Origin of the sequence: Williamwhitmania taraxaci, from assembly GCF_900096565.1 — a bacterium.
In the GTDB taxonomy this organism is placed as follows: Bacteria; Bacteroidota; Bacteroidia; order Bacteroidales; family Williamwhitmaniaceae; genus Williamwhitmania; species Williamwhitmania taraxaci.
Genome location: NZ_FMYP01000054.1, coordinates 1 through 12,450, shown reverse-complemented (window position 1 = coordinate 12,450; position 12,450 = coordinate 1). Strand labels below are relative to the sequence as shown.

Genomic DNA, 12,450 nt, shown 5'->3' with positions numbered 1-12,450 from the left:
CCGCATTTGTACTATGGAAACTATCAAGATTCTTGGCACCGACGATACTCCTCACATAATCCTTGACCCGGATAATGAAGTGTTTGAGATCTCTGGCCGCTCTCTACCCGAAGATGTAACTTCGTTTTACGAACCAGTTCTTACTTGGCTTGATGAATACTCCCAAAGTCCTAACAAAAAAACCGTATTCACATTCCGATTAGTTTATTTTAATACTGCCTCATCCAAACTTCTCTTGGATATCCTCATGAAACTTGAGCATATGCATGAAGACGGAAAGAGCGTATTAATTAAATGGTTCTACCCCGAAGATGATGAGGACATGCAAGAGGCCGGCGAAGAATACGCTGACATTGTGGACGTTCCCTTCGAACAAGTGGGCTATTCCGGCTCCTAATCCGCACCCAATCTGGCTATAACTGTTGATACAAAGCTGTAAACAATGAGTGAAGAGATACTGAAAGCATTAATGCAACTCTTTGCAATTATCGCAAAGCAGGATGAAGGCGTTGAGCTTAGTGAACGAGCCTTTGTTGTAAACTTCCTAAATCAGCAGATAAACGATGAGGCAGTACAAGATTACATTCACCTTTTCGAGGAACACGCAGGGCTTCTAGAAAAAGATGAAGAAAACGAAGAAGAAAAAGGGAAAATCAAGCTTACCTCGGTAAAAGACTCGGTAAGGATTCTTGGAATCTGCAAAAAGATAAATAAGACCCTTACCCAGAAGCAAAAAATCGTTGTTCTAGTCCGCCTGTTCGAACTTATCAATGCCGACAGAAAGTTCTCGGAACAACGTATGGCCATCATCAATACGGTGGCTGAGGTTTTTAAACTTACCAAGGAAGAGTTTACCGATATCGAGAACTTTGTAATTGGAAATACGCTTCAGGAACTCGATACCCCTAGCGTGCTTACCATTCACGATAAAGGTAGAGTGCAGGTTTATAGTAAATATATCCCCACCGAGTCGCTCGATGGGTTTCTTGCTATTCTCCAAATCAAGAGTGTCGACCTTTACTTCCTGAGGTATACCGGAAGTGCCGACATTTTTCTGAACGGACTTCCTATCAACAATAAGAGAATATATCTGTATGCTAGCGGCAGTTCAATTAGGCTGCCCAAAGGCAAACCAGTATACTACACTGATGTGGTTTCCCATTACTTGGCGGACTCATCCATCACCAAAATTTCCTATCGCGTAAACAACCTAGGCTACACATTCAAAACTGGCGGCACTGGTCTACGAAACATCAGTTTTGCCGAAGAACACGGAAAACTGATTGGGATTATGGGCGCTAGCGGTGCAGGAAAAACCACACTGCTAAATGTGCTCTCTGGAAATGAAGCACCATCTACTGGTGAAGTTTTAATTAACGGAATTAACCTCCACACCGATAGAAATAAGCTAGAAGGAGTTATTGGTGTTATTCCACAGGACGATTTGCTAATTGAGGAGCTTACTGTATTCGAAAACCTCTACTACAACGCAAAACTTTGCTTCAAAGACAAATCGGACGAAGAAATAACGGAACTCGTTGAGAAGACACTGTCGAGTTTAGGACTTCTCGAACGCAAAAACCTTAAAGTAGGATCATCTTTCAACAAAATGATATCCGGCGGTCAACGCAAGCGCTTGAACATTGCCCTTGAATTGATTCGCGAGCCATCTATTCTATTTGTTGACGAACCAACCTCCGGCCTCTCCTCACGCGATTCGGAGAATGTGATGGATCTCTTGCGAGAACTCACCTTAAAAGGAAAACTCATCTACGTTGTTATCCACCAGCCATCTTCGGATATCTACAAGATGTTCGATAACATGATGATTCTCGACACGGGTGGCTATATGACCTATTACGGCAACCCAGTGGAAGCCGTTATGTACTTCAAAAGGATTGATGACCAAATCAATAGCGAACAAGGCGAATGTCCCACATGCGGAAACGTTAACCCCGAACTCATCTTCAATATCGTTGAAGCGAAGGTGGTGGACGAATTTGGTCAATATACCCCTATCCGAAAAGTATCGCCTGGGAAGTGGGAGGAATACTTTAAGGAAAATATCCGCATGAAAAGGATTGAGGATATATCGGTTCCACCGCCTGTATCGCTCAACATTCCTTCAAGGCTTAAACAGTTTGTAATATATACTATTCGCGATTTTCGCTCGAAAATTAGCAACACCCAGTATATTGCGCTCAACCTGCTTGAGACACCGCTTTTGGCATTTATTCTCTCCTATGTAATTCGATACATTGCCAATCCTACTTCGGATGTATACATTTTCAGAGAAAATGAAAACATTCAAATCTATATTTTTATGGCCTTGATCGTTTCCCTATTCGTAGGGCTAACGGTAAGTGCTGAAGAGATTTTTCGTGACAGAAAAATATTAAAACGTGAGGCATTCTTGAATCTAAGCCGATCGAGCTATCTCCTAGCCAAAATAACCATTCTGATTGTTATTTCGGCAATACAAAGCCTACTATTTGTTTTAATTGCCAATAATGTTCTTGGAATCCAAGACATGGGTTTCGTATATTGGTTTGCCTTATTTACCACGGCGGTTTTCGCTAACATACTAGGTCTAAACATCTCTGCTACTTTCAACGCTGCAGTTACAATTTATATCGTAATCCCACTTATCATGATTCCCATGATGGTGCTTAGCGGTGCCATGTTCAGTTTCGAAAAACTAAACAGAACGATTGGTAGCGTTAATAAAGTTCCATTGATTGCCGATATGATGGCAACAAAATGGGCCTATGAAGCACTAATGGTTCATCAGTTTAAGGACAACGGCTTTGAATCCTATTTCTATAACATTGAGAAAGAGGAAAGCCAGGCAAACTACAAATTTGTTTGGTACGTTCCTGAATTGCAAAAAAGAGCAGAACAATCACTGTTGTTGCTAGACAAGGCTCCTACCGCGGAAAGCAAGGCTCAGATGGCCGATTACCTCGCCGTACTTAAACGGGCCATTAGTAAAGAAGCTATACTCGTCCCTTCAATAACCTTCGAAAACACAGATGACCTTGTGCCCGAATCTTATACGATAGAGGTAGCGGCAATGCTTTCGGAATATTTAGAGAAGTTGCTAAAACATTACGATGAAGCCTTTCAGCAAGCCAATAGCAAGAAGGATGCAATGGTAAATTACTTTCAAAACAAGAACAAGGCTCTTTACAACGCAAAGAAAATGGCCTACCATAACGAAAGCGTTTCAGACTTAGTCCTTAAGATATTCGAAAAAAACAAGATATTGCAATTCGGCGACGAACTAGTTCAGCAATACGAACCTATATTCAGAGACCCAGAGCGTAGTTCCTTTTTTGGGTTCCGCTCGCACTTTTTGGCACCTCGAAAGTATTTTATGGGAACATATTGGGATACCTTCTGGTTCAACATGTCTATGATTTGGTTTATGACGCTAACCCTCTATGTAACCCTCTATTTTGAGTTGTTAAAAAAGTTAATTGAGGGACTATCTGAGATAAACCTTAAAAAGCTTCGCTTATCTAGGAAATAATTTTTTATCTTTATACAGGTTATAAAACGATTTTAAGTTAAAACAACCGATCAACTATGCTCAAGAAGTTTATATATTTTGCTGCACTCACCCTCATTTTCGGCGGATGTTCTTCGTGCGGAAACAAGGGAGACATTGCAAGTCAAGGTTTTGAAATTCCAGACTCGGTTGAGCCAGACGTTAAGTTCGATGCAAGCGTAGTTCAAGAGTTGGCTGAAAACGTTGCCTCTCCGGTTGAAATTGCGGCTCTAATAAAGAGTTTGAAAGTTCCTTTCTCGAAAGATTACCTTGCTTCAACAAAAAATATTGATGGTTTAAACACCAACTTTAAGCGCGCCATTGGCTTGGGTATATATGGAGCCGACTTGGGTTACATCAACATGTATGACAAGAAATTTCTGGTATTAGACAATATTACTGCCATAAAAAAATTGGCTGATGGGTTGAAAGTTGGACAATTCTTCGATTTCGCAACGATGAAAAGGCTCTCAACAAACAACGAAAACATTGATTCTTTAATACACATATCTACCTCCAACTTCAATAAGATTGATTCCTACCTTAAGGAGACCAACCGCAGCAGTATAAGCTGTGTTATGGTTGCTGGCGTATGGATTGAAGGATTATATCTTTCATGTCAGGTAGCGTCATCAATTGATTCGAAGAAGATGAATGAGTCAATTGGAGAGCAAAAAATTGCATTTTCTACCCTATTCCAGATGCTTTCACTCTACAAAAAAGATCCGAACATAATGGAACTGGTGGAAGATCTCAAGGAATTAAAGACAATTTACGAAGAAGTGACAATTTCTTACGAGGTTGGTGAAACCGAAATGGTTGAAGAGAATGGGATTATCACGTTTAAGCAAAACGACAAAAGCAACGTTAACATCAACGACGATCAACTTAAGCGCATAAGAGCAACAATCATAAAAGTAAGAAACAAGCTAATTGGCGGTTAATATGAAAAATAAGGTTTTAATTGTTTCCTTGCTTACACTATTTTTAGGAGTATTTGTAGGCGGTGTTGCAAAGGCCCAAACCGAGGACGAACTCGTTGAAATGTGTGGGATGCTGGCGAAAGGAGCTACCTACCTAAAGGAGTTTAAAATTAAGCTCGATGCAGGCGATCCACCTCCGCAACAGAGACACTCTATTGTCCTCACCAAGGACACAAAGTATCGCTTTTCCGTGGTTAACTCCAAGGATTTGCCAGGAAAGGTTGTTCTTCAAATATTTGACAATACTCGACTTCTTGGAACTACCTTCGTAATTGCAACGGGAAAGGATTACCCCACTGTAGATATTACTTGTCAAAAGACGGGAGTATACCATTTAAGTTTCTACTTTAAAGATGGCCAATCGGGACTGGCTGCCAGCACGCTATCGTTTGTGGAAAAGATATAAATTGAACAGCAATTAAAAAAAGAGGCTTCTGCCTCTTTTTTTTTGTCCTAAAGAACCATCCGTTTAGTAATAACTCGATATATAAGCGTTGGTTTCCAAATATTTTTAGCGTAATCACCAAGAAAACATAACATCACTTCGGCCCAACCACCTAAATCCCCATTTAATATCTTAATCTTTTCACAACAAAGGTAAACCATTCATTAGGAATCGGTGCATTTCATATAACACCTATACGAGTAAGAGAACAAAAACACCAAACAATTCAGAACAAATCCATTAGAAACGAATAAATCCAACGCTTACAAAAATCCGGACTCAATACACTAATTGAGAAATAACTGAAGGAATGCCATTAGAATAAAGAGGACAAACAAGAGCGCTTGAAAACGAGAAGGTTTATTGTCTACAGAAAAAAAATAGGTTAACAAAAAAGAAGCAGGTGCCGCTCCAATAAAAATAATCTCATAGGTAATTCCTCGCAAAAACCAAAAGCCAAACAGAGCACAAATGAAAGTCCAGAAAAATACGATAAAGATTTTCCGCGAATGAATCTTGAACGAATTATAATGCTGAAGAATTTTTAGGCTCCCTAGAAACACCAAAAAACCTACATAAACAATAAATATGAGATTAAACTTAGATAAAGTCCCTACATATGGGCCAGTTGTGCGAAAGGCAAGCAGAATGGCATCCGCCAATACCCAAGAGCGATCATTAAAGAACAGTTGATAGAATTCAAAGAAAACAAATGGAGCTAAAAAACCAAATACAGAAACCACCCATTCGCGCCAATTAAACTGTCGAAATACAGCGAGCCCAGCGAAAACAACAAGAATAAAGATAATCCCGGGAAGCCAGAAAAAACTGCCAACCCCAATAAAAAAAGATGCTTCAAAAAAATTTGACAGGGCTTGATCCTTACGATAGGAACTAAAAATACGGTTTAACGCAAAAACGAAAAGTAGAGAAAAGAGAGCAACTGGAGTGAGAACAAGACCACTATCAGGAAAACCAACCAGCAACCCAAGAAATAAAACAGGCATGAAGGTTCTCTCTTGTATAAATATACACTTTGAGTTCAAGTTAAGCACAAGGAGCGCAAAAACTATAAAGAAAATTGCTCCAGCAAGCCACATAAGCAAGGGTGCTCCACCAAATACATTTGCGACAGAAGGAAAAAGCAGGGAATGCTGGTTGAAAACGGCAGGAGTAGACGTTTGTCCAAAAGTAAAAAACTCGATTACCCAAAACGACACACAAATTGCCAGAATTACAGCAAACGTAAAGGGTAAACTATTCCGAAAAAAGAGGACAAGTGCCTTCATAACAAAAATTATTGTTCCGAAAATTCAAATCCGATATCTTTCCTAAAGACCATTCCCTCATAATGCACTGTTTCTACACCTGCATATGCATTGTCGATAGCACCTTTTAACGAATCACCCAAGGCAGTAACCGCAATCACACGACCTCCGGCAGTTACAAGTTGGTTCGCCGAATCCAATGTACTCCCGGCGTGAAAAATCAATTCATTACCAATCGGCTTATCCAAAGTAATCGGATATCCGTTGTGGTAGTGTTCCGGATATCCTCCAGAAACAAGCATTACAGTAGCCGAATGCTGAGGAATGGCACCAAGTGCAGCACGCGTCAAACTACCATCCGAAACAGCCTTAAACGCAGCCAGAACATCTCCTGAAATGCGCGGAAAAACTGCCTCAGTCTCGGGATCCCCCATGCGAACGTTATATTCAATTACAAAAGGATTTCCGCTTACATTTATAAGGCCAAGAAAAATAAAACCCTTATACGTAATCCCCATTTTCTTGAGACCGGCCATAGTTGGCTTTACTATTTCCGCCTCAACCTTATTCATAAACGATACATCAGCAAACGGAACAGGAGAAATGGCACCCATTCCACCAGTATTTAGGCCTACATCACCCTCACCAATACGTTTATAATCTTTGGCTTCGGGCAGAATGGTGTAGTTTTTCCCGTCGGTGAGCACAAAAACAGATAGTTCAATTCCACTCAGAAACTCTTCGATAACTACTCGGCTGCTGGCCTCCCCAAACTGGCCCTTAAGCATCTCTTCAAGCGCAGCCTGTGCCTCATTTAAATTGTTCAAGATTATTACGCCTTTACCAGCAGCCAAACCATCGGCTTTAAGAACGTAGGGTGCACTAAGCTGGGTAAGGAATTGCTTCCCTTGTTTGAGTGTATTAGCAGTAAACGTTTGATAGCGAGCCGTGGGAATGTTGTTCTCAACCATGAATACTTTAGCAAAATCTTTGCTTCCCTCTAGCTGAGCTCCATCAGCGCATGGGCCAATAAAACCAACCTTCGACAATTCAGGTGTGCTTTTAAAATAGTCGCCTAACCCTTTCACCAACGGTTCTTCAGGACCAACTATCACCATGTTAATTCCATTTTGATGAACAAACCGTGAAACCGCATCAAAATCCAGCGAATCTAAAGGTACATTCTCTCCTAAGGCTGCTGTGCCCGGGTTTCCTGGTGCAACAAATAGTTTTGTAAGCAACTTACTCTCAGACAATTTTAATGCAATAGCATGTTCGCGCCCACCAGAGCCAATAAGAAGTACCTTCATGGTGTTTTTTTTGTAAAGTTACACTGCAACAATCGAAAAAAAAAGCACTATTTAAAGTGTGCTACATTTATTTCGACGGCAAATGAGATACTCCTAATTCCACTTTAGAGCAGGAAGAAAAAAAGAGACTCTATTGCGCTTTAAAAACATTGTTGTCCGATAAAAAAACAACACAACTATTAATCTGCACTATTTTGTTAAACCTCTACGAGGTATACTACCGTTTAAGGTAACTTTTTCTACAATACTAAATCTCCTACGGAGAAACTTCCGCGTAGCGGATAAAGTATTGTAGACCAATATTACAACAATTGCTATTTTTCCCTGTAGGGGATAAACATAAGTTTGCCCGACAGTAGCGCTTTAAAGTCAGTGTTTACTTGTGTTTTTGATTATGCCTAATAATATACACCTCATAGAACCAAAAAAAAGGGCGCAAAATAAAATAGAGAAAAAAGAGGCTGTCGGGTAGGCTCACCATTCTCCAATCGCTATAGTTAGGATTCATTATCTTCCAACTTTCAACTTTATGCCTAAAACCTCGTTTCAACTTCATTTTATAAATGGGAATTCGTAAACGAGTAACTCTACGAGAAGAAGTATATGCCTCTTCGTGAATTGCGGCATTTATGGCTTGATTGACGAGCCAAGAAACTGATTTGTCAGTAGTAAATGAGAAATCCCTGCTTCCAAAAAAAATATTTGAGAGAATTAGCGCTTGAGTTACAACTCGCTCATTACCATTTTCTTTTGCACGATGCATTACCTGATCTAAGTTGAAACTATCGCTATTCACAAGCTGTGAAATATCGTAAAGCCAGCGTAAGCGAAACCACTGATGAATGGCACCATGAAGGCATAAAAACTCAAAGTTATGCTCTGGCGATAGCAACGAAATAGATTTTCCACCGACAGCTACTTCCTGCTTATCGGAAAAAACTTGATTGAGCGATACAGGAAAAAGGGATTCTTGCGAAAACAAGCGCCAGTGCAACTCCACCATTATTCCCGTTTTTGAATGCGTATATGCTACCTGATTTTTGTGCTTGTAGTAGTATGCTCTCTGCTTGGGCGACAGCTCAAAATCGGCATTCACCAACATGTAGCCTTCGCTTACAAAAAGAGCATGAAATGCTCCAATATCATTATCAGAAATCAGAATGTCGATATCGCGTGATGGTCGAAGTGCCAAATCACCGTAAAGCTGCTGGCCTAAGAAAGGACCCTTAATTACAATATTAGCAATATTGTTGTGAGTAAGTAGGCTTGAAATGCGAACGGTCTCCGCCGCCATTTTTAAGGTTTGGTGTGTTTGGGCAAGAAACTTCTCTCTGAGAAATGGAGGAATTTCGGTATCTCCAAAATCATTCTTGAAATTATTATAAAATAGCGGCAGCATGCGATGCCTATCACTGAGAGAAACAAGCGTCTCCCAGCAAAAAGGTTTGTGCAGCAGTCCCTTTGCCTCGGTTCGCTGCGTACTTCCACCAGCCGAGCAAACAGCAAGCAAAATTTGTTGCTCTATGGTAAGTCTCGAAAATAGCTGCGAACGAGTTGGATAGGCCATTCTAATTACATTTATAGTAAGCAAATATACTGTAATCGCAGCTGGTAAAGCTGCTTATACAGGCAAATATTTAGCGCATCAGAATAAAAAGAGATGGATAAACAACGTTGGTTATGTTAATATTTACAACACTTCAGCAACAGCCTACTAAATGCAAAAGCAATTGCAGCGAGAATGAATACAGAAATATATAGGTCATCATGACTCCGATTCGTTAGAGTTGCTATGCTATAATTATTGTTGGAAGAACACTGCTACTTAATAAAACCGACAAACCCCAAAGGAAAAGAGTACCTTTAATGAGCCAAGCAGGTTCATTTAAAAGAATAAGTTATAAATTTACATCAAACCATAAATTGGTAAAAAGATACACATCCGCCCAAAAAATCGAGGGGGATTTGGTGTTTAATCCAGCTATTTAACCTGCAAAAAAAACGCAACATTGTTTACTACATACTTATACAAAGCATTTGGACTAACCATTAAATCGGATATTGAATTACCCGAACTGCCTCTCGCATTAGGTGATTTTGATGTAACTGTGTCGTTGGGAGCGACACCTGTTTCCATAGAAAACCCATTATTTAAAGGAGTTCGGTTTGAATCGTCGCACAACGAATTTCTTTTAAAAATTGACCACATTGCAAGCTTTTATGTAACAGCAGGCAAGCATATTGTAATACAAACAGCAAGTAACGCGAGTTTTGACGAGGTACGGCTTTTCTTGCTTGGGTCGGCATTTGGTGCACTAATACACCAGCGCGGTTTGCTCCCTTTCCATGGAAGTTCGGTTAAGATAAATAGTTCGGCAACCATTTTTTCGGGACATTCTGGAGCAGGAAAATCAACCTTAGCTGCGGCATTTCACAAAAAAGGCTATCCAATGCTCTCCGACGATGTAAGCGTAATTTCACTAACAGACCAAGGTATAGCGTATGTACAGCCAGGATACCCCCAAATGAAGCTGTGGAGCGATTCCATAAAAAATCTGGGTGGCGAACCATCGTCGTATAAAACTATCCGAAAGCAGCTTGAGAAGCACTGCATTCCAATTGTTGAGTGCTTTCAGAAAGAAGCTATTCCGCTACAAAATATTTTTATAGTAGCGGCAAGCAACTTAGGCGAACTCAACGTTAGGCCAGCAAAAGGAATAGAGAAATTTAACTTACTTCGGAACCACACCTACCGATTCAACTTTATAGCAGGGGCTGAGATGCAGACAAACCACTTCAACTACATTTCGGCCATTGCTAAAGAGGTAAATGTTTTCGCACTTACCCGCCCAACCGGGAAATTCATTTTCGACGAAATGATTGAAATGATACTAGCGTGCACCAAATAATGCCAAATATGAACTCATTAAAGAAAATTATTTGGCTGGCATCGTATCCAAAATCAGGAAATACTTGGTTTAGAGTGTTTCTATCCAACCTTTTAAACCATAGCGACCAACCTGCCAACATCAATAACCTTTACGCAACTCCGATTGCTAGTAATAGAGAGCTTTTTGATGACGCCACGGGTATATCCTCATCCGAGTTAACTTTCGATGAAATTGATATTCTACGTCCCTTTGTATATGAATTTTATGCCCGCAGCGCTGAAGATTTGCTCTATCAAAAGATTCACGATGCATGGCTATACAACGGTGATAAAAAACCAATGTTTCCCAGTGAAATAACAAAAGGCGTTATCTATTTTATACGCAATCCGTTGGATGTTTCAGTATCCTTTTCGCATCATTTAGGCAAGTCGAATGAAGAGGTAGTGAAATTCATGGCCGACAGCTCCTACTCATTCGGAAGTAATCCAAACCGCTTTCACCTACAAATAAGACAGCGGCTGTTAACCTGGAGCGAGCATATACGAAGCTGGGTAGACGAATCGGGGCTACCTATTGAAGTGATTCGCTACGAAGACATGAAAACTAACACCTTCGAAACATTTAAGAGAGCGATAAACTTTTTGGAGATAAGTGCAACAGACGATGAAATTCGAAAGGCAATTGGCTTTAGCGATATTAAAGTTCTCCAAGAACAAGAGTCGCAGCAAGGGTTTACGGAAAAACCCGCTAAAGCCGCAACTTTTTTCAGAAAAGGCATTGTTGGTTCATGGAAAACAGAGCTAACGGCCGAGCAGATTGATGCCGTTTGCCGCAATCATAAAGATATGATGATGCGATTTGGTTATTTAGGAACCGATGGAAAACTAATCTAATATCACGAGAAAAAAGCCACAGGAGTAAATCGAGCCATCTCCTCCTTACCTGTAACAACAACATTCCCACACCTAAGCCATGCATGAGCAGTGATAGTATCGCTTCCAACCTTTGCCACTCCAAGGTAAAGTGTGGATGCTAACCCACGCTGTTTAAGAATTTTCTTTGCAGCAATTGCCTTCGCAAAACAGGTAACACGCCAAGGTATAACCCGTTCGCTTCTACGAATAGCTTGCGCCACTTGCTTGGCTAAAACAGTATCATTTGCAGAAATTTCATAGGGTGCTTCAACTCCAGCTTTGCCAACCTGTTTTAGTATAAATCGCCTAGAAAACAGAGCGACAAGAAAGGCGTAATATAGAACTGTGACGAAAGTTTGAATTAATAAAATGTATTCGAACCGGCTTACAATGAAAAAACGTCTAAGAAAAGCAGCCATGACTATTTAGATTCAATAATCAACAACCTCTTCTCATTAAGTTGGTTTAAAAACTCCAACGTATCACTTTCGCAATCGCTCTTACTCACCTCAAACTCCACCATAAGTGCAGCTATCAAGTTAGCTATAGAAATAGGATTCTCAATCAGCTCCCAAATTCTGCTCCCAACCGGGTCAAGACCAAAATAGTCTCCATCCTCAATGCTCATCATTACAGTTTCGCCATCGAGGTTGCTCGAAACTAACCCAGAATTACGTTGAATTACAGAATTGCTGTCAAGAATCATCATGTTCCCAATTTTAAACAAAGGTAATGATTTACCAAAGAGATTTAACGAGACATTCATATAATATCACTACTGTCCGACTAAACTCTAAATATTCATTTATTGCCTCTGCATCCCAATAAATACAGGCAACGATTTTGATTATTAGAAAAGCACCCCTCAGAAAATAAGTTTAATTTGACCGTATAAATCTGGCGAACCTCGCTTATTTAAGTAGTCCCGCTTGGTGCTGCGGAGCAGCTCAAAAACATCGAGTAGGCTGATCAGGTGTATCCGGACTAGCGTTGCCACCACCGAAAATGCTTTCTGGGTGTTGGCCATCTTTTGGATCACGGTCATGAGCAGCTGGGCGATCAGCGTGCACCAAACCTGGGTGCGGATGG

The 12,450-nt window shown here is 40.4% G+C and carries 11 protein-coding genes and 1 pseudogene; 6 read left to right on the top strand and 6 right to left on the bottom strand.

Annotated elements, in window-relative coordinates; genetic code table 11:
• Positions 1-13 precede the first annotated feature (13 nt).
• From BLS65_RS12915 to BLS65_RS12900, 4 genes are read left to right on the top strand one after another with little or no spacing between them, the layout of a single operon-like run.
• Positions 14-397: a DUF1987 domain-containing protein gene (locus BLS65_RS12915; RefSeq protein WP_092439659.1), complete on the top strand. Its 384-nt coding sequence runs from the start codon at positions 14-16 to the stop codon at positions 395-397.
• A 45-nt stretch (positions 398-442) separates the two neighbouring features.
• Complete coding sequence (locus BLS65_RS12910) at positions 443-3,532, top strand: ATP-binding cassette domain-containing protein (protein WP_092439657.1); 3,090 nt, start codon at positions 443-445, stop codon at positions 3,530-3,532.
• Between the two features lie 56 nt (positions 3,533-3,588).
• Positions 3,589-4,494: a hypothetical protein gene (locus tag BLS65_RS12905; RefSeq protein WP_092439655.1), complete on the top strand. Its 906-nt coding sequence runs from the start codon at positions 3,589-3,591 to the stop codon at positions 4,492-4,494.
• Position 4,495: 1 nt separating this feature from the next.
• Positions 4,496-4,939: a hypothetical protein gene (locus BLS65_RS12900; protein WP_092439653.1), complete on the top strand. Its 444-nt coding sequence runs from the start codon at positions 4,496-4,498 to the stop codon at positions 4,937-4,939.
• Positions 4,940-5,265: 326 nt separating this feature from the next.
• Here the strand turns inward: BLS65_RS12900 and BLS65_RS12895 are convergent, their stop codons facing one another.
• From BLS65_RS12895 to BLS65_RS12885, 3 genes are all read right to left on the bottom strand, one after another.
• Positions 5,266-6,267 (bottom strand): hypothetical protein, encoded by a 1,002-nt coding sequence (locus tag BLS65_RS12895; RefSeq protein ID WP_092439650.1) that lies wholly within the window; start codon positions 6,265-6,267, stop codon positions 5,266-5,268.
• Between the two features lie 8 nt (positions 6,268-6,275).
• Positions 6,276-7,556, bottom strand: coding sequence for a phosphoribosylamine--glycine ligase (gene purD, locus BLS65_RS12890; RefSeq protein ID WP_092439648.1), 1,281 nt, complete (start codon positions 7,554-7,556; stop codon positions 6,276-6,278).
• A gap of 376 nt (positions 7,557-7,932) precedes the next feature.
• The gene (locus tag BLS65_RS12885; RefSeq protein WP_092439647.1) at positions 7,933-9,123 is read right to left on the bottom strand and encodes a nucleotidyltransferase domain-containing protein; all 1,191 of its coding nucleotides are present in this window, start codon (positions 9,121-9,123) and stop codon (positions 7,933-7,935) included.
• A 442-nt stretch (positions 9,124-9,565) separates the two neighbouring features.
• On the opposite strand from BLS65_RS12885, the gene BLS65_RS12880 reads away from it, so the two are divergent.
• Entirely contained in the window at positions 9,566-10,465 is a 900-nt protein-coding gene (locus tag BLS65_RS12880; protein WP_092439645.1) for a phosphoenolpyruvate carboxykinase (ATP), read from the top strand.
• Between the two features lie 8 nt (positions 10,466-10,473).
• Positions 10,474-11,340: a sulfotransferase domain-containing protein gene (locus BLS65_RS12875; protein WP_092439688.1), complete on the top strand. Its 867-nt coding sequence runs from the start codon at positions 10,474-10,476 to the stop codon at positions 11,338-11,340.
• Between the two features lie 2 nt (positions 11,341-11,342).
• Here the strand turns inward: BLS65_RS12875 and BLS65_RS12870 are convergent, their stop codons facing one another.
• The 3 genes and pseudogenes from BLS65_RS12870 to BLS65_RS18350 all read right to left on the bottom strand — a co-directional run.
• On the bottom strand, positions 11,343-11,780 hold the full coding sequence (locus tag BLS65_RS12870; RefSeq protein WP_092439643.1) for a lasso peptide biosynthesis B2 protein: 438 nt from the start codon (positions 11,778-11,780) through the stop codon (positions 11,343-11,345).
• A gap of 2 nt (positions 11,781-11,782) precedes the next feature.
• Positions 11,783-12,070 carry a lasso peptide biosynthesis PqqD family chaperone gene (locus BLS65_RS12865; RefSeq protein ID WP_092439641.1) on the bottom strand — a complete coding sequence of 96 codons (288 nt, stop codon included), beginning with the start codon at positions 12,068-12,070 and terminating at the stop codon, positions 11,783-11,785.
• Positions 12,071-12,226: 156 nt separating this feature from the next.
• Positions 12,227-12,450 (bottom strand): annotated as a pseudogene (locus BLS65_RS18350) (hypothetical protein); the annotation flags it as partial.

Excerpts from the sequence above, each read along its gene's own strand:
- BLS65_RS12885 (WP_092439647.1), bottom strand. The coding sequence starts at position 9,123 with ATGGCCTATCCAACTCGTTCGCAGCTATTTTCGAGACTTACCATAGAG.
- BLS65_RS12895 (WP_092439650.1), bottom strand. The coding sequence starts at position 6,267 with ATGAAGGCACTTGTCCTCTTTTTTCGGAATAGTTTACCCTTTACGTTT.
- BLS65_RS12870 (WP_092439643.1), bottom strand. The coding sequence starts at position 11,780 with ATGGCTGCTTTTCTTAGACGTTTTTTCATTGTAAGCCGGTTCGAATAC.
- BLS65_RS12875 (WP_092439688.1), top strand. The coding sequence starts at position 10,474 with ATGAACTCATTAAAGAAAATTATTTGGCTGGCATCGTATCCAAAATCA.
- BLS65_RS12865 (WP_092439641.1), bottom strand. The coding sequence starts at position 12,070 with ATGATGATTCTTGACAGCAATTCTGTAATTCAACGTAATTCTGGGTTA.
- BLS65_RS12915 (WP_092439659.1), top strand. The coding sequence starts at position 14 with ATGGAAACTATCAAGATTCTTGGCACCGACGATACTCCTCACATAATC.
- purD (WP_092439648.1), bottom strand. The coding sequence starts at position 7,556 with ATGAAGGTACTTCTTATTGGCTCTGGTGGGCGCGAACATGCTATTGCA.
- BLS65_RS12900 (WP_092439653.1), top strand. The coding sequence starts at position 4,496 with ATGAAAAATAAGGTTTTAATTGTTTCCTTGCTTACACTATTTTTAGGA.
- BLS65_RS12910 (WP_092439657.1), top strand. The coding sequence starts at position 443 with ATGAGTGAAGAGATACTGAAAGCATTAATGCAACTCTTTGCAATTATC.
- BLS65_RS12905 (WP_092439655.1), top strand. The coding sequence starts at position 3,589 with ATGCTCAAGAAGTTTATATATTTTGCTGCACTCACCCTCATTTTCGGC.